At 66.3% G+C, this 16,659-nt stretch carries 13 protein-coding genes; 6 read left to right on the forward strand and 7 right to left on the reverse strand.

Annotated features, from left to right (window positions below; translation table 11 throughout):
• Positions 1-117: 117 nt before the first annotated feature.
• From YIM_RS08855 to YIM_RS08870, 4 genes are read right to left on the reverse strand one after another with little or no spacing between them, the layout of a single operon-like run.
• Entirely contained in the window at positions 118-1,509 is a 1,392-nt protein-coding gene (locus tag YIM_RS08855; protein ID WP_153029864.1) for a Wadjet anti-phage system protein JetD domain-containing protein, read from the reverse strand.
• The gene (locus YIM_RS08860) at positions 1,442-5,554 is read right to left on the reverse strand and encodes a TIGR02680 family protein (RefSeq protein ID WP_153029865.1); all 4,113 of its coding nucleotides are present in this window, start codon (positions 5,552-5,554) and stop codon (positions 1,442-1,444) included. The genes YIM_RS08855 and YIM_RS08860 overlap by 68 nt, the downstream gene beginning before the upstream one ends.
• Positions 5,541-6,725: a TIGR02678 family protein gene (locus YIM_RS08865; protein ID WP_153029866.1), complete on the reverse strand. Its 1,185-nt coding sequence runs from the start codon at positions 6,723-6,725 to the stop codon at positions 5,541-5,543. The genes YIM_RS08860 and YIM_RS08865 overlap by 14 nt, the downstream gene beginning before the upstream one ends.
• Complete coding sequence (locus YIM_RS08870; RefSeq protein ID WP_194240092.1) at positions 6,722-8,350, reverse strand: TIGR02677 family protein; 1,629 nt, start codon at positions 8,348-8,350, stop codon at positions 6,722-6,724. The genes YIM_RS08865 and YIM_RS08870 overlap by 4 nt, the downstream gene beginning before the upstream one ends.
• 83 nt (positions 8,351-8,433) lie before the next feature.
• Here YIM_RS08870 and YIM_RS48550 point away from each other — a divergent pair, with 83 nt between their 5' ends.
• A complete protein-coding gene (locus tag YIM_RS48550) occupies positions 8,434-9,408 on the forward strand; it encodes a PIN-like domain-containing protein (RefSeq protein ID WP_194240093.1) in 975 nt (324 codons plus the stop codon).
• Between the two features lie 420 nt (positions 9,409-9,828).
• On the opposite strand, the gene YIM_RS08880 is transcribed toward YIM_RS48550, so the two are convergent.
• The 3 genes from YIM_RS08880 to YIM_RS08890 all read right to left on the reverse strand — a co-directional run bounded on the left by YIM_RS08880 (position 9,829) and on the right by YIM_RS08890 (position 11,935).
• The gene (locus tag YIM_RS08880; protein ID WP_153029869.1) at positions 9,829-10,356 is read right to left on the reverse strand and encodes a hypothetical protein; all 528 of its coding nucleotides are present in this window, start codon (positions 10,354-10,356) and stop codon (positions 9,829-9,831) included.
• Between the two features lie 344 nt (positions 10,357-10,700).
• Positions 10,701-11,714, reverse strand: a complete 1,014-nt coding sequence (locus tag YIM_RS08885; protein WP_153029870.1) for a helix-turn-helix transcriptional regulator — start codon at positions 11,712-11,714, stop codon at positions 10,701-10,703.
• A 2-nt stretch (positions 11,715-11,716) separates the two neighbouring features.
• Positions 11,717-11,935 carry a hypothetical protein gene (locus YIM_RS08890; RefSeq protein ID WP_153029871.1) on the reverse strand — a complete coding sequence of 73 codons (219 nt, stop codon included), beginning with the start codon at positions 11,933-11,935 and terminating at the stop codon, positions 11,717-11,719.
• A gap of 189 nt (positions 11,936-12,124) precedes the next feature.
• Here YIM_RS08890 and YIM_RS08895 point away from each other — a divergent pair, with 189 nt between their 5' ends.
• The 5 genes from YIM_RS08895 to YIM_RS08915 all read left to right on the forward strand — a co-directional run bounded on the left by YIM_RS08895 (position 12,125) and on the right by YIM_RS08915 (position 15,761).
• A complete protein-coding gene (locus tag YIM_RS08895) occupies positions 12,125-13,189 on the forward strand; it encodes a helix-turn-helix transcriptional regulator (protein ID WP_153029872.1) in 1,065 nt (354 codons plus the stop codon).
• A gap of 45 nt (positions 13,190-13,234) precedes the next feature.
• Complete coding sequence (locus YIM_RS08900) at positions 13,235-13,882, forward strand: YdcF family protein (protein ID WP_228004641.1); 648 nt, start codon at positions 13,235-13,237, stop codon at positions 13,880-13,882.
• A 70-nt stretch (positions 13,883-13,952) separates the two neighbouring features.
• Positions 13,953-14,411 carry a hypothetical protein gene (locus YIM_RS08905; protein WP_153029874.1) on the forward strand — a complete coding sequence of 153 codons (459 nt, stop codon included), beginning with the start codon at positions 13,953-13,955 and terminating at the stop codon, positions 14,409-14,411.
• Positions 14,412-14,754: 343 nt separating this feature from the next.
• Entirely contained in the window at positions 14,755-15,552 is a 798-nt protein-coding gene (locus tag YIM_RS08910) for a site-specific DNA-methyltransferase (protein ID WP_153029875.1), read from the forward strand.
• Between the two features lie 50 nt (positions 15,553-15,602).
• Positions 15,603-15,761 (forward strand): helix-turn-helix domain-containing protein, encoded by a 159-nt coding sequence (locus YIM_RS08915; protein ID WP_153036871.1) that lies wholly within the window; start codon positions 15,603-15,605, stop codon positions 15,759-15,761.
• Positions 15,762-16,659 lie beyond the last annotated feature (898 nt).

A 16,659-nucleotide genomic window follows, 5' to 3' on the forward strand; every position in this document is an offset into this window, starting at 1 on the left:
AGGATCGATGCGAGCGAGTCGCTGTAGCCGTGCGCTCCCAGTCGAGCCTCAGTGCCCTGCAACCACAAGCCTCAAGTGACGTAAGACGGCAGCCACCAAGCTGTTGTGCAGAGGGATTCAGTTGAAATGTCGCGTGGCCTGCTCCCCTGGCTCGAGTGCGGCGAGGATCGTTGGCAATGTGGGTAGCACATCGTCGTACACGACGCAGTGCTGCTGCTCGGCTCGCGCGCCCGTGTGTCGAAAGCACTCGAGTAGATCGCGCAACGCGGGTGGGGTAACCGCTTCGACGATCCGTACTGCCTGGCGGCATTGTTCCATGTCTTCGGCAGAAGGCGACTTGTCCGCGACGACCGTGTTCCACAGATCCACGCCCATGCCGATCGGTGTGATCGTGCGGCCGGTGGCCTGCTCGGCCCGGCCGATGATCCCGATCCCGTCCGGGTCCAGGTCGCACCAGGCGGCCAGCGGGATACCCGGGAACTTCCCGATGAAGCGGTGCACGAGGTTCCCGGTGTACCCCTCGGCCCAGATGACAAGCCACCGCTGCGGGACGTCGGTGTTCTTGCAGACCTGTTCAAAGTTCTCGTGGTTCTCCACTAGGAGCAGGCCGCGCGGCCGCGCGCCGATGATGTCCGCCTTCAGGAGCGCCCGCAGTGGAAGGCAGATCCACGGCATGGCAAGCTCCGCCAAGGCGACGGTGACTCCGTCCACCACCCAGGTGAGCGGGCCGCGCATCTGGATCGGCTTGTCCCTGAGTTCGACCGCCTCCTCGAGCGACTTCCCGATGAGGTTCTGGAACGCCGCCTTGGACCCCGCAGACCACCGTTTCGAGCTGTCGAGCGCGGTCGTCGGGAGGCTCTGCTCGGGGATCGGCTTCCCCATGTCGACGCGTTGGTAATACACGGCCGCGACGCGCAGGGCCGAGTTGTACGGCTTCCAGTGCACCGAACCGGTCCTGGTTCCTGGAGGTACTACGAACTTGTCTTCCTTGCCCAGGGAATTCAGCAGCAGCAGTTCGTCGGTGAGCTCCGGAATGCCGGCTATCGCTTCCGCCAGGGAGTGCCGGGCCTGGGACACTTCGCGTCGTTTGGCGATTCGCTGGTATCTGGCGTGCCCGGAGCGTGTGATGATGCTGCCGCCGGTTTCGATGAGCAGCCGGCGCAGGCCGATACTCAGCGCTCCTGTGCGGAGGACCCGGTCGGCCACGGCCAGCTTGACCTCGCCTCGGCGACCGCAGGCTTCCCGCCCGAAGAGGTCGTGGATGTCGTTCCACTCTTCGTCGGTGAGCCCGTGGAGCCGAAGCGGTGACGCGAGTTTCCCGTTGTTGCGAAGCCGTTCGCGCGCGGCGGCACAGAACCGCTTGCCACCCGCTGACGCGGCCCATCGGGCAACTTCGGTGGCGACTCCCGGCGGAAGGGGTGCCCTCGCCGCCGACATGTGTTCAGGCAACGACGTCCTCATCGGCGGGTACAGCGAGCGGGTCGGACAGGCGGTGGTCACGTTTTCCATCCCAGATGAACGGTGTCGCCAGAACGCCTTCCTGGCTGGGATCCCGGAACAGCTCGTAGGTGGCCACTCCTGGCACTTCTTCGTGGAAGCCCCATTCGTCGTGGCTGGCCATGACGAAGTCCAGGTCGAGGTCCGTGAGCAGACCCATGCAGTGACCGCGCATCTCGGCGTCGATGCCTGCGAAGGCCTCGTCGAGGTAGACCGGGTGCGGTGCGGTCGGCCCGAGCGCCTGGTAGTGCGCCGCGGCGGCGACGAAGAGCGGGAGCTGCAACATCACGGCCTTCTCGCCACCGGACCCCTGCTGGTGCATTCCATCGGTGAGGGCACGCCACTGCTCGCCGGATTTGCGCACCCGGATCCGGAACCGGCACCAGCCACGGTAGTCGAGCGCCTCGCGCAACCGTGTCTTCCAGTCGTCTGGCGAGTCCCGATCACGAACGGTCTCCACCCGCTTCACGAGAAAGTCGATCAACTCGGTTCGACTCTCGGGCGCGAGGTAGCGCGGTGCCTGGCTGTCGAGCAGGCGAAGCGCGTGCGCCGTGTCCTCGCCAGCCTCTGGATCAGCGTCCCACTTCAGTTCCATCAGCAGGCCGGAGGCGGTTGGGCGCTGGCGGAGCAGGAGATTCATCCGTTCGACGAGCTCCAGCGCCTCCCTGCGGCAGTTGCGCAGGTGCTCACCGACCTTGCCGACGAGGACCTTGCCGAAGAGCTCACGTTCCCGGTCGTCCAGAAGGGTGCGCCGGGTTTCGATTTCGTCGCTCAGGATCTCCCGCATCCGCACCATGTCGTGGTCGATTCCGTTGTAGGTGATGCGTGCGAGGAACAGCGTGCCCTCGTTCTCGCCCCACGGTCGCCAGTCTGCCGAGCCGACGCTCTGCTGGAGTTCGCGGAACTTCTGGTCCACGGCGTTGCGAGCGGCATTCTGCGCCTTCTCCGAGTCGTCGACCTCCCGCAGCAGGTGTGCGGCTCGCCTGGCCTCGTCGACGGTGCGGGTCAACGTCGGTTTCTCCGCGCCTTCCCCGAACATCTCGACCAAGGTGAGGAATCCGTGCGTACGCAGCCGGTCGAAGCCAGCCACCGCGGCGGCCCGTTCCGTCTCCTGCCTGACGCGGTCCTCCTCGAGCCGGCTGAGGTCGTTCTCGGCTGCGCCGACGCGGTGAGCGGTTTCGGTGACGGTGTCGCGCAGCGCCTTGGCCTTCTCTTGAATCTCGGTCAGCGACCTCCGCGCGATTTCGAGCTCTCGGAGGACCTCGTCGACATCGGCGCCGACCAGGTCGTTCCGAGCCTGGAACTCTTCTCGTGCTTCGGCGGCGAACTCACGGGCTTCCTGTGCCGTTTCTTCGTGGCGTCGAAGCGCAGCTCGCTGTCGTTCGTGCCGCTCGCGTACGGCGACGGCGACCGAGCGCAGATCGAGGACTCGCTGCACCTTCGCAACCACAGTGATCACCGCTTCGCGGTAGCCCGTAAGCGCGGCTTCGAGCGCTGCGAGCGCGTTCTCAGCGGGATCGATCTGGTGTTGTTCTGCGAAGGCGTCCAGCTCGCGCTGAACAGCGCGTGCTTCGTCCCGACGTGCGTTCCACCGCCGTTCTGCTTCCTGCGCTTCGGCCTCGGCGGCCGACGCCTGCTCGAGCGCGTTGTCGAGCCTGCCTCGGGCTTCACGAACGGCTCGATCGTCTGGCAGGGCGCTCCGTTCCTCGTCGAGCCGGGTGAGCCGGCGGTCGATCTCCTGGCGCTTCTCGAGCAGCTCGTCAAGCACGGCCTCGGTCGCGGCGTGCCGCTGGGCCAGGTCGGCCAACCGTTGTCGCCGGGCCGCTTCGCGTGCTGCGGCACCGATGTAGGAGGCGGTAGTCGAGGTGGTCCGGCCGTGCAGCGGGCCGATCGACCAACTGCCGGACCGTGACACCCAGGTACCCGGCGGTTCCGGCTCCCCGGCCTCGCGGAGGCCGATGCAGCCGAGCAACTTGCGTACAGCGTCTTCGGGAACCCCGCCGCTCGGCACCGCCGTCAGCACTGTCGCGACACTCCCGCCGGTTAGGGCGACGCCTGGACGCACCACTACCTCGAGTGTGTCGTGCGCGAGCGCTGTTCCGTCCGGCAACACCCAGGCGTCCAGCAGTCCTGCGCCCTGGAATGCCGCCTCGGTCCCCGCACGGTCCTCTTCCGACAGGCCCTCAGTGAAGTCGAGCAGCTTCCAGAACGGGGCGCCGGGCAGCTCCGGGAGGCGGTCGCGTCGCGCCACGGCCGGTGCCGGTGGCGGTTCGTCGTGCTGGCTTTCGACGAGATCGCGCTCGGCCGCGATCGCCGCCAGCTCGGTGCGCTGGGTGCCGATCGCGCCTTCGGTGTCGGACTTCGCCGTGAGCAGTGCTCGTTCCGGTGCGGTGGCGACCGCGAAGACGGCGGCCTGGATGGAACTGGTTCCGGGTTCTCCCGCGGTCTGTATGAGGTCGATGAGCTCAGCGGCCGTGCGGGGATCGACGGTGATCTCCCGGCAGTCGTCGATCCACGAGAGCACGGCGTGGGTCACTGCCTCGACCTGGGCGTCCAGCTCGGAACGTCGGCCCAGCACTTCAGCGACTGTGCGTGCGCGGCGGGCGACAGCGTCGTCGCGGGCCGACTCGGCCTTGTCGACCGCGAGGTCGGCATCCGTCACAGCGGCCCGGAGCACGCGCACCCGCGCGGCAGCACTGCGCCGCGCGGTCACGACGGCACTGAGGGCGCGGTCTACCGCGCTCGTGTCGGTCCACACGCGTTCCGCCTGCATCTCATGCTCCAGCCGCAACCCCGAACGCTCGGCCTGCGCGAGGGCGTCTTCCTGGGCCTCCGCCGCGGTCACTTCCTCGTCCGAAAGCCGACTTTCTGCGGCATGCAGCTCACGCGTCACCTCGCCGTGTTCCGCGGCCACTTCGCTCAGGTTGTCCTGTGCTGCTGCAGCAGCACGTTCGGCGGATTCCGCTTGTCGTTCAAGCTGAAGCAGGACGGCGCGCTGTTCGATCTCGGGACGCTGCTCCAGTGTTCGGATCCGGGCACTGGCTGCGACCGCCTGGAGGTCGAGTTCGTCGCGTTGCCGGTGGAGTTCTTCCTGAAGCGCAGTTGCGCTGGCCAATTCCCGGTCGGCCGCGGTCTTCTGCCTGGTCACGTCGTCATAGGTGGTCACGGAGCTCCGCACCCGCGCGGCCGACCGCTGCACCACGTGCCGTGCGTACTCGCGGTATACGCCGAGGAAGAGGTCGATCGCCCGGCTGCCCACCTCGATGCGCGCGAGGTCCTCCTGGTCGATCGCCAGCTCGTCGAAGCCACGAGCCAGCTCGTCCACCATGCCTTCGTCGACCGGCGGCAGAGCGTGGGTCAGCATGCTCGTCAGCTTGTCGATGCCGAAGTTCTCGCTGAGTTTCGGCCGTCTGAGCGCGATCAGCAACTCGACCAGCGATTGGAAGCGCTCCGGAGTCGTGCCGAGCAGCCGATCCGCGACGATCGCCCGGTACGAGGCCGCAGTCGGGAAGACGGCTGCGACGCCGAGCAGTTCGACCAGCCGCGCCTGGTTGTGCGGACTCCGCTCGGCGTCCAGTAGCGAGAAGTCCGCTCCTGGCCGCAGAGACGTCGTGAAGTACCAGGATTCCGGGGCACCCGGGCGAGATCGCTGAGAACGCAGACCCGCGCCGATCGTGCAATATTCGGGAGTGCCGGACTCGGTCAGCCTGCCGTACTCGCACCACACGTAGCCGATCCGGTGGGTCTGGTCGCCGAACAGCAAGTTGTCCCGCATCGAGCGCGCCGTCGTGCCGAACGGGTCAAGGCGCCGGGCCGTAAGGTCGGCGTCGAAGAGGAAGGGGCTGGTCACCTCCAGCACCTTCGTCTTGCCGCTGCCGTTGCGCCCCTTCAGGATCAGGCGCCCGTCGTGGAAGTGGAACTCCTGTTCCGCATACTCCCAGATGCCGATCAGTCCGAGCCGCAGTGGCTGAAAACGGTCCCGGTTGGGCACTGGCGGCCGGCCGGCCAGCAGGTCATCCAGGTGCCGTCCGGTGTGGTGACTCTCAGCGGTCGTCATCGGTCTCCTCCCGCATCGCGGCCTCCGGCCTGACCGTGGAGACCGCCGGGTTGCGGTACCGGCCGAGCAGCGGTAACACGGTGACGCCGTCACCGTCGGGCTCGACGAGTCGGAGCATGGTCAGGATTTCCAACGCCGTCGTGCGCACTGTGGCCGTGCTGACCGGCCGACCCCCGATCGATTTCGACACCGCCAGGACCCGTTCGGTGACGTCCTCGGCGATGGTGTCGAGTCGGTGCCCGGGCACGTGCGAGGAGGCAGGCACGCCGGGTTCGCGGGCGAGTGCGTCGGCAAAGGCGAGTGCGGCGAACGGGGCCGTCCGCTCCCGGGGGAACCCGAGGTCGGTGAGCTCATCGTCGATCAGCGCGGCACCTTCCTCCCGGACCTCGACCACTCCGCCGGTCGCGAGCTCGAGCTGCTTCCGGAGTTGGAAGCGCTGGGCCTGGAAGTAGTCGACGACGTCGTCGGGAAGTTCGGCAAAGTACATCGCCGGGGTGTCCACGAGATAGCGTTCGATCATGTGCCGCCGCCTGCGGTTGCGTGCCTCGGGCGTGTCGGGCACCGGCTGGATGGTGAGGCGGTCGGGGGTGCCGGCCCGGCTCGGTGCGACTGGACTGCTGAGCACAAGGGCCGCCGCGCGGTGGTTGACGTCGTAGAGCGCGTTTCCGTCTCCGTGCACGAAGCTGTCTTCGTCCCGCTCGGTCGCGGAGCTTTCCCGGGTCGGGGAGAGGACCCCCTGCTCGATGAGCATCCGCAGGACCGCGACCAGGTCCTGGCGTGATCGGAATCGGTCCGCGTCGTACCGGAGCGTGCCTTCGCGGGTGGCGGCGAGCAGCGCCACCTTTTCCGCGAGCTCGGAGATGACGGTCTGCTCTCCGCAATCCTCGAGGACGGCGAGGACCAGGCAGTACAGCACGCAACGGGCCTGGCTCGGTACGTCCGCCGGGCTCACCGGCCAATGCTCGGGGACCTTGAACAGCCGGACGATGTCGCGGTTGACGATCAAGCGCCAGCCGAGATTTCGGTCGAACCACTCTCGCAGCGCGGACTCGTGCCGGTGCACCAGGGTGATCGCCGGGCCGTCACCTGCCGTGCCGACCAGAAGGGGCCGCATCAGCAGGGTCCGGACCCCCCGTCGGAACTCGTCTTCATCGGTCCCCGGCGCCGTCATGTCCGCTCCGATCGCAGATCGTGGACAGTGAGCTCGTAATCGACCGATGACAGCTGCCCGTCTTCGGTGTGCAGCACCACCACGGTCGGCGTCTCGGCGCCCGCCAGGCGCACTTCGAACCGGCCGTCGCTGCTGCGTGCGGTGTGTGTCGCGCTCGCGAGCGCCATGTGGAGGCAGCGCAGGACGAACTGGAACTGGACGCGTGAAAGCGCGGGGAGTGCGGACAGCCGCATCGGACCGCGGTCGGCGAGTAGGCGGACTGCGGACTCGACCGCTCGGTCCTGCTCCCGCTGCCGGGCGGCGAGGCGGGCCTTCGTGGCTCGAGGATCGGGGACGGACTGAGGCCGCCCGCGGGTCGCCCGGGGCCCCTGCGCGCGGACCCGGACGTCGACCGGAGCCGGCGCACCCTCCCACCAGCTCTGCCGGGGGCGGACGTCGAAACCCAGCGTCGGGTCGTGCGGGACACCGAGGTGCCGGGCGGAGTAGAGCCCGAACGCCTCACGCCACAGCCGCGTGCGTTGTCCGGCATCGTCCATGCCCGAGAACCACCGGGCGAGCGTAAGGAGGTCCGCCTTGCGGTCGATCCGGTGGAAGCGCTGCTCGTTGAGCCGGCGCACGATGTTCACGATCCGGTTGACCGCGTCCACGGCTCGGTCCTGGAGCGTCTCGGCTACCGCGGGGCGGTCGTGATCGCCGAAGAACCAGCGCCGAATTCCGTGCCACTGTTCCTTGAGTTGCTTGCCGTCGGACTCGACGACCTGCTCGAAGTCGACGCCGAACTGCGGAGCGGCCTCCACACGGGCGATGTCGGTGAAGCGCTCGGTCAGCCCGGCGGTTTCGATCTCGATGATCGCCGTGGTGATCGGCTCCGTGTACCGCATGAGGGCGAGCACGAAGGTCTGCAGGTATTCGACGACGACCTGCTTGTAGTTCAGGAAGATCTCTTCGTTCAGCGTCGTGCCGACGTCGAGCGCGCGGTTCAGGCCCTGGATGAACTGCTTGGCGTTGCCCGACATCGGCTCGAAGGCGTGGTAGACCCGCTGCAGTGCCCGGTAGACGTCGCGGACGCCGGTGCGGGGGCGGCTGCCGCGCTCGGCCGGTGAGCTGAGGCTGGTGCGGAGATCGTGGAGCGCGGCCAGCACTTCCGGCAGCAGCGACGTCTGCAGGGCGCCAGCCGTCCCGAGCTCGGCGTCGATCCGGCTCAGGTGCTCGTGGATCTGCGCCCCGGCTGGGGTTAGCTGATAGAGGTAGTCCTTCCGGAGGTACTCCTGGTAGGTGCCCTTCCGCTGGGTGTTGTGGCTCCGGTCGACATTGCCCCAGACGTAGAGTTGGGCCAGCATCGCTGCCACGTCAGGCGGCGCGCTCGCGGTCGCGTCGCGTTCGGTCAGCCTGGCGGTGAACCTTTCGGCGACCAGAGCTGTCGGCAGGTGCAAACCCAGCCTCCGCTCCTCCTCCTGGAGGATGTCGAGGACCAGCCGGTAGAACGGCGCGTATGTGCTGAGGAGGTAGCTCACCTCCGGCATGCGCCCGGGGAGTCCTGTGTCGGCCGCAGGGGGCGAGGTGACGGGTACCGACTCGTCGAGTTCGACGTTGCCGAGCGCGAGCTCGTCGTGTACACCTTCCACCGCGCGTCCCCTCCGGCAGTCCCCACCGCCGTGGCCGTTCCGGCATATCGTATTGTTTCTGCCCATCATTATGCGTGGTGTGCGTGAAGATCGTTTTCCGGGTCGTTCGAAGGGGGTCCGAGTTGGCTGCGGATCGTCGCTTCCCGGAAAACGAAGATCGACTGTGGCCACACATTTCGGCGATGATAACCCGGGGCGCCGATGTTGTGCTGGACGCGTGCGTGCTCCTGCGTTTGTGGAAGGCGGACGAGCAGGAGTGTGCGGATCTCCTGCGTTCTGTCGTCGGACTTGGCGCACAGGCTTTCCTTCCTTACCAGGCGTTATGCGAGGTGCGGCGGCTCGCGCCCGATATCCGCCATGACACGATCCGTGATCTGGACCGCGACGGCGCGAAGCTATTGGACAGATTCGAGCAGGTGGTGTTCCATGCGCGTACGCGTCGCGACCACTTCGGACTAGAACCGGTCGGTTTTCGTGACTTTCTGTTGAAAGTGGCCGAGGCGAAGTCCATTTTATGTCAACTTTTTGCCAAGCGGAAAGTTGAGTACGGTGAGTCGGCGCTCGCGGCCGAGGAGTTCCTCGGTCGCATTCCGGGGTCGGCATTGCGGGTCGGGGAACCACTCGGCGAAGCCGAGGCAGCCCGGCGGGAACGGGTCGCCGGCCTGATGATCAAGTACAAGATTGCGCCCGGTGGCGCGGTGAAGGGCAACGCCCCGCCGCGGCCCCAGCAGCTCGGTGACTGCCTGATCTGGCTGGAACTCCTGGACGATGCGCGACGAAGGCACCGGGACATCATCTTCGTGACGACCGACCACCGATCAAACGGGTGGATCGAGCGTCACCGCGACGGCACCTGGGGGACCCACCCGTTGCTCGTGTCCCGCATGGCTCGACTCCGAGTCGGGTTCACCGTCGTCAGCGTGCGGCAGTTCATCGACGCCTGCGTCGCGGAGGCCCCTGGAGCCGAGCTCCGGGTGGCTGCCGGTGCCGAGCAGGACCGCCATGAGACCGTCCGTCCGTTCCCGCTGTTCACCGACTGGGCTGACGACGTGCGGTGACCGCGGCGCGAGACCGCCAGACTTGCGGCCTGGACTGGCGTGCCGAGGCCGCGCGAATGTTGGCGGAAGGCCGATGGCTCCGGACAGCGCTCGATGATCAGGAGTCATCATTGTTCTGCATCGCTCAGCTGCGGTCTACGCGAGTGTGCGAGGGTCTCGGCGTCGTCGTCGGCTGAGAAATGGACTCCGACGGGAACTACCTTGCGGACTGCTTTCGACCGATGGACCAGGGAAACGGCGACCCGACCGTTTGCTCTCACGTGAGCTTGAGAGCTTCCTCAAGGTGCGTGACAGCGTTCTCGTGCGCGCCGTCAGCTGGGTCAAGGACCCATACTTTGCCTGTTGTGGGTCGGAAACCGAGTGAGGCCCAGGTACGACGTACTTTTTCCAGTGCAGGTTCGAAGATTGAGTCGTTCTTGATCAGGGCACGGTCGAGGTCGATGGGAAAGGGGAGGACGGCGACGAGTCGTGGGTCGGCGCAGACCCAGCGGAGCAGGCGAGCAGTGAGGAGGCGTCCAACGCCGCCGAGTCCGCGCCAAGCTGGTGCGAGCTGTACTCGATCGATGATGACGACGTGACAGCCGAGGGATTCAACCCCTCTTCCAGGTCTTCCTTGAGGGTAACGAAACCGAAGCGGTCGCGGTCTCCGAAGAGTGGGATGAACTCCGCGTAGTCCGCGCTGCGGGCGTCGAGTGCGTCGCGGACATCGTCGATGTGCTGGAGGTCGATGGTCAAGCCGTTGGCTTCGAAGACCGTGACGCCGATGGCTTCCTCGTCGAGTGGCTTGATCGATAGGGCTGTTCCTTGAGCCTCGTGCCATGGTTGGACGGTGTCAGGTTCGTCGTCCGGGAGTACCCGCACCGTGGCGCTGGCCCACCACTCCATGGAGCCGGGGTCTGTTTGGTCGGCGCCCACGAGGTTAGCGTGGCTGCTGAGATGGAGTTCCACCTACTCAAGCTGAGCAAGTAGTCGCTCTGCGAGGTCAGGACCTTTGTCGAGTGCGGCCATGTGACCGTAGTACCGGGATTTCGACGCTGGTTCAAGGTGAGTGCACTCTGATGTGAATAGTGCGCTTGAAGGCCAGGTGTTTTCGGATGGCGAAGTCTGGCGTTTGGAAGCGGTGCGGATGTGTCGATCCCGAGACCGGAGAGTGCCCCGCCGGCGGCGGTCTGTATAGACGAGCAGACGGCGGCGTTTCTCCAACACGCCGGGCAGTATCCGTTGCATGCGGCGTTCGAGCGCGGAACCATGGTGCAGCGGTCAACTGCTGTGGAGGCCAGGAACTCCGGTGCTCATGGTGTGTCGCTGGGGACAGGCTCGGCTAGGGCGTCGTTTGGTTGGTACCTGCCCAGGTGCAGGGAGATGGTCTCGGTGGAGCAGTCGAACACCACGGCCAGTTCCGCCAGGGTGAGCTTGAACTTGGTCCGGAGTCGTCGGCATACCTCGTTGTCGATGTCCTTGCGCCGTTGCGAGGCGGTGAAGTGGCTCCGCCGAACTGCGACCAGCCTGTCGATGCTCTCCTGGCGGTCGAGTGCCCGGGCGGTGAGCGTGCTGAACGCTGCTTGATGCGCAGCGACCGCGGCGGAGTCGTTGGTGCAGGTGGTGGTGATCAGGCTGTCCGTACAGAGCCAGGTGTCCGCGTTGGCTCCCGTGAGAAGGGTGTAGCCGGTGTCGACGACGGCGTGTCCGGTTTCGGCGAACGGCAGGATCTGCAGCTTGATGTGCGGGACTCGTGCCAACTGGATCAGGTGGTCGAGCTGCTTGAGCATGGTCCGTCGGGTGCCGGCGAGGTTGTAGAGGGTGGCCTCGCCCAGCACGACATGCAGTTCGAAGGGGTCGCGGCGGTTGAGCAAGCTCTGGCTTTGCTGCACGTGATACTTCGCCAGGTCGTCCACGGTCTGCGGAGTTTGAGGAACGCCGGGTTCCGCCAGTTCGGCGGCGTAGGCCTCGACTTGGCAGATCGGGGGCAGCAGACTCGGTGCGTGCTCTGGCGCGGCGACGGTGACGGGCTCCTTGCTGGCGCGGGTGCGGAGGGTGTGGAGTCGCTTGGCTTCGCGGTGGTCGATCTCGTAGAGCCTGATCAGCGCGTCGAGGTCGGCTTTGGGGACGCGGCGGGTGCCGAGTTCGGTTTGGGTGAGCCGGTCTTGGGGCCAGGACAGGTGCTCGGCGGCAGTCTCCGGGGTCATGCCGACGTGGTCTCGGTACTGCCGCAGTTCGTCGCTGAGCTGCTTGCTGGGCGAGCTGACGGCTGGGGCAGCTTCGTGGTGAAGCGTCCGCAGGTGAGATTTGGTCGCGGAAGAAACCATGGTCAGTCCTGTCCTCCGAGCATGTTGAGCCGGGCCGAGATTTCGACGTCGAGGTGGTTGAGGAAGCTGCGGAGGCTCTGGAGTTGGGCGGCGTCGAGTCCGGGTTCGTCGATTTCGCGGATGAGCCGAATCGCAACACCACGCAGAGCAGGGTCGAGTCCGTGAAGCAGCTCGTTGTCGATTGCGGCGGGCATGCCGTTCGTCGGTGCAGATGCGTTCATGGCTCCGTGTTCGTCCTGTTCTGGTTCAGCAGAATGGCCGCAGTTCCTGATCCCATATGACCACGGTTGAACCTGATGCGGGACGACAATCGTGCTGGCAAATGTCAATTGCGGTGGATGGCGCGGTGATCTGGTCGGTGCGACCCCGAACAAGTACTTTCACGTAAAGCGGTGACGTGTGGAGAGCCCATGGTGAGCAACTTCGAGGATCAAGTCGAGCGTGAGCGGCGCGTCGTGCGGGAGCTGGCCAACGCAGTCAAGGACTATCGCAAGCTGCGAAGGCTGACGCAGCAGGCGCTTGCGCTGCGCATCGGTTACTCCCGTCAATACGTATCGATGGTCGAAACGGCGAAGGACAAGCTGCCCGCCAAGGAATTGGTCGTCGCTTTGGACCGCGAACTCGGGTGTGAAGGCGCCCTGCTGGGCTTGTGGTCGGAAGCGGGCGGAGACGAGGCGAAGGTCCTGCGGCGTGACGTGGACTGCGATGGCTGGGAAGAAGACCTGGAACGCACGGCGGCCTACCTTGCCTGCCAGGAGTTCGCCTTCGCCGAGTCGTTGCTGCTGAGGTGGCTCGCTGGGTTCGAACCCGACGAGGCCGGTAGCCGGGCGATGTCGCTTTACGGACGTTCGCTGTTCCTGCTCGGCGACCTGCGTGGGCAGCAGGGGGCGCTGAGCCAGGCGCGTCAGCCCTATCGGAAGGCACGCAGCGTCTTCGCTGTCCTGGGGATGCCGCGGCGTGCTGCTCGTGTCGACCTGGAGCTGGCCGTTGTTACCGAGATGGCCGGTGAACTCGAGGACGCGGCGGACCAGTACCGGCAACTGGCCACGGACACCAGGCTCAGCCAGCGAGACCGCGCGCGGGCGGGCATCTGGGTGGGGACCGCGATCAGCAAGGCCGGTGACCACCGGCAGGCGACGTCGATCTTCGAACAGGGCGTCCGGACGTTCGAGCTGCTCGGTGAGCAGGAGGATTGGGCAGTTACCCACGAGAAGCTGGCCCTCGCCCAGCGCGGGTTGGGCGAGCTGGACCAAGCCGCTCGGGCAATCGATACTGCTGCGAACAGCAACCGGTCACCGGCGCCGCTGCACCGCGTCCGGCTCATGACCGCCCGCGGCCACATCGTGGGTAGCGACCCAGCCAACCGGGGTCACGGCATGGCCTTGTTGGGTGAAGCGGCCGACCTGGCGGCTCGGCACCAACTTGGTCACCAGCTCAGCAGCATCCGCAAGATCGAGGCCGCGCTGGCCGGGTAACCTCCCCGCGGACGATGATGGGGAGGAACGCGCGTGGCCGACAGGGTGATCACCGAGCAGAACTGGGCCGACGTCCAGGTGATCTGGGATTACCACCAGCTCGGTCACCAGCTCCGGCCGGTGTCTGCGGCGATCGCGCTGGGAAGCTTCGACCTGGGCGTGGCTACTCACGCGGCGAGCCTGTTCAAGGACGGTTACTTCCCGGTACTCGTGTTCACCGGCGCGACGAGCGCCACCACGATCGACCGCTTCCCGCGAGGTGAGGCAGTGGAGTTCCGCGAGCACGCCCTGGCCCTCGGTGTGCCGGACGAGGCGATTCTGGTCGAGCCGCGCGCCGTGAACACGGGGCAGAACATCGAGTTCTCCAGGGCGATGCTGGAGGAACGAGGCGTCGATCTTTCCAGCGTGATGCTGATCAGCATGCCGTACATGCAGCGGCGGGCCTTTGCCACCTGCCGGAAGCAGTGGCCAGACGTGGACGTGGTCTGCGCCTCGGAACCGGTCACCCTCGCCGACTACATCGCGGGCATCGGCGACCCGCACAAGACCATCGACGAACTCGTCGGCGACCTGCAGCGGATCTGGCGCCACGCAGCGGTCGGCTTCACCATTGAGTTCGAGGTACCGAGCCCGGTAATGGCGGCCTACGATCGTCTGGTCGACGCGGGCTTCGTCTCGAAGCTCCTCTCTTGATCGTTAAGTCGCCCCGTATGAGCACTCGTGTCCGCAGGTGGGCAACTGCGTATCGTGGAAGGCTGGCGTGATGAGCGACGACAACGGTGAGATGCCGTGGGGTGAGCGGCCTGCGGTAGCTGCCCCGCCGGGCCTGTGTGCCAAGTACGCGGACGACCTCTGCAAACCAGGAGTGACGACCCCGATCTATGCCTTCAGCGACGAGGGGCGCCCGCTGGTGCTCAGCTCTGGCGGGAGGCTGCTGGTGCGGGCGGATCGGCCGGAGATGGTGGGGGTCTTGCTGCCCTACGTCGGAATCGACGTGCAGTTCGGCCCGCCGTTGGCAGGGCCGTTCACCCCGGCGCCGGCGGGCTTGGTCGCGGTGTTCGACGATGGGCGCGAGCGGCCGGTGCTGTTCTACGATGTGCACGGCCGTGCGGTGCTGATGGATCCCGACGACGTTACGTGCGATTTGGTGCTGGCCGAGACCATTGCCGATCTGAAGCGAGTCGATTTCCGGCCGGTGTCCGGCGAACCAGCATCGGACTGAGGTCAACTCTCGGTCTCGGTGCGAGAGTCAGGGGCTGCTGCTGGGCTAGCACGGATGCCGCTCGGCCGAGTGCTCGCCTTTCGTTGGTTCCTACGCGCCTATGCATCTTCCTTTCCGCCTTCCTCTTCTGCTTCTTTTCTGGGTTCCTTCTAGAGGGGAAGGCGCGGCACGGTGCCTTGTCGCAGGGCAGGGTCGATGGTCCTCTTCCTCTGTGCCCCCCGACTTGGATGCCGATAGGCACGTGATTAGACGGCCGCGTGGGGACATTTGAACCTTGGTGTCGAAAATCGTGCCTGAAACCCGCCTCTTGAGATGTAGGTACACCGTCGGGAGGCAGGTACTGATGACACGTTTCGAGCTTTGGGTAGGGGATGCGGCGGAACTGGTCGCCGCGATGTCGCCGGGGTCGGTGGATTGCGTGGTGACGTCGCCGCCTTATTGGGGGTTGCGTGACTACCGCGTCGAGGGCCAGTACGGGGATGAGTCCACGGTGGAGCAGTACGTTGCGCGGCTGGTGGACGTTTTTGAAGGAATCGGAAGGACTCTGTCGCCGGTTGGCACTGTGTGGCTGAATCTTGGTGACTGCTTTGGTGGCTCGTGGGGCAACTACGTCGCCGAAGGTTCCAGCGCGCGTACGGCGTCGGCGCGAGTCGCAACGGGATACGGGGTGCATCGGCCGCCGCAAGCGGCACTTCGGCGCAAGGATCTGGTGGGTGTGCCGTGGCGGGTGGTGTTCGCTCTACAGGACCGGGGGTGGTTGTTGCGGAACGCGGTGGTGTGGGAGAAGCCGAATGCTCGTCCGGAGAGCGTGCGGGATCGGTTGGCTCAGCGCTACGAGATGGTGTTCCTGTTGACGCCTGCGGCATCGCGCTGGAAGTCCGCGCTCGGCGACGATCTGTGGAGAGTTTCTGCCGACCGTGCGCGTACGGGCCATCCGGCGGCGGGAACGCTGGAGATCGCGCGCCGCTGCGTCCGTCTTGGCTGCTGGACCGGTGGTGTCGTGCTCGACCCGTTCTCCGGTAGCGGCACGACTGGCCTTGCCGCGTTGGAGCATGGATGTTCGTTCATCGGCATTGACCTGAACCCGGACTGCGAGGCCATGGCTTATCGCCGCCTGAGCGCATTCAGGGACGCGTCGTGAAGTGGCTGACACTGGAGGAAGTGGCGACGCTGCCCGCAGTTGTGGATCTGATGACGGCGGCGCGGGCGCTGGGGATCGGTCGGACTACCGCGTACGCGTTGGCACGGGAGGGTGGCTTCCCCTGCCCGGTATTGCGAGTGGGCGGGGAGTACCGCGTCCCGACGGCAGGACTTCTGCGGTTGTTGGAGATCGAACCCCTCATTGGGTGAACTCGTGGTGGCTCGGGCTTCCCCGAGAGCCGTGGTCAGCGCGAGCATCGGTGAAACCGCTGATTCAACGCGAGCGAGGGGGTGACCCGACGACATGGCTCTGGGGTCGGTGTTTAAGCGGTGTTCCTGCAAGGACAGCAGTGGCCGCAGTCTGGGCAACAAGTGCCCGAAGCTGGAGCAAAGCCGTCATGGCCAGTGGTGCTACCGCGTCGAGTTGCCGCCGGATCGTGCCGGGAATCGGCGCCCGCGGCGACGTAGCGGGTTCGACACCGCGACCAAGGCGCAGGAGGAACTCGACCTCGTCCGGGACCTGCTGGCGATCGCCGAAGACGATGATGCCGACACGTTGTGCAAGATCGGGGACGTGGTTGCTGCCGCGATCACCGCGAAGCAGAAGCTGCCTGAGGTAGACCAGGTCCGTCGGCTGGTGCGGGCCGGTGCTGAGGTGCTGGAGCACCCGTTGATGGACGAGGTGTTCACCGCCTTCCTCGCGACGAAAAGGAAGACGAGAAGCCGCAACACCTACCGCTCCTACGAGTCCCATGTGCGTCTCTACCTGTGTCCGCATCTCGGGCACCTCCGGCGGGACAGGCTTCGGGTTGGGCATCTGGAGGGGATGTTCGACGCGATCGTTGAGCACAACGATTTGATCAAGGAGTACCGGGAGAGCGGTGATCCGCGGAAGGTCGCGGCGGTGAAGTGGCAGCGGCCGGTCGGTCCGACTTCGATTCGCCGGATTCGGGAGACGCTGCGGGCGGTGTTGAGCCCGGCGGTGAAGGAGGGGTTGCTGACGGTGAACGTGGCGTCGCTGGTGGAGTTGCCGCCGGCGAATCGGCCGAAGCCGAAGCTGTGGACGGCGGAGCGCGTTGCGAGGTGGCGGCTGACTGGTGAGGTTCCG

Source organism: Amycolatopsis sp. YIM 10 (assembly GCF_009429145.1).
Taxonomy (GTDB): domain Bacteria; phylum Actinomycetota; class Actinomycetes; order Mycobacteriales; family Pseudonocardiaceae; genus Amycolatopsis.

Bases quoted from the DNA above. Each gene is read 5' to 3' on its own strand.
- YIM_RS08855 (WP_153029864.1), bottom strand. From the start codon at position 1,509: ATGGAAAACGTGACCACCGCCTGTCCGACCCGCTCGCTGTACCCGCCG.
- YIM_RS08860 (WP_153029865.1), bottom strand. From the start codon at position 5,554: ATGACGACCGCTGAGAGTCACCACACCGGACGGCACCTGGATGACCTG.
- YIM_RS08865 (WP_153029866.1), bottom strand. From the start codon at position 6,725: ATGACGGCGCCGGGGACCGATGAAGACGAGTTCCGACGGGGGGTCCGG.
- YIM_RS08885 (WP_153029870.1), bottom strand. From the start codon at position 11,714: ATGGTTTCTTCCGCGACCAAATCTCACCTGCGGACGCTTCACCACGAA.
- YIM_RS08890 (WP_153029871.1), bottom strand. From the start codon at position 11,935: ATGAACGCATCTGCACCGACGAACGGCATGCCCGCCGCAATCGACAAC.
- YIM_RS08895 (WP_153029872.1), top strand. From the start codon at position 12,125: ATGGTGAGCAACTTCGAGGATCAAGTCGAGCGTGAGCGGCGCGTCGTG.
- YIM_RS08905 (WP_153029874.1), top strand. From the start codon at position 13,953: ATGAGCGACGACAACGGTGAGATGCCGTGGGGTGAGCGGCCTGCGGTA.
- YIM_RS08910 (WP_153029875.1), top strand. From the start codon at position 14,755: ATGACACGTTTCGAGCTTTGGGTAGGGGATGCGGCGGAACTGGTCGCC.
- YIM_RS08915 (WP_153036871.1), top strand. From the start codon at position 15,603: ATGACGGCGGCGCGGGCGCTGGGGATCGGTCGGACTACCGCGTACGCG.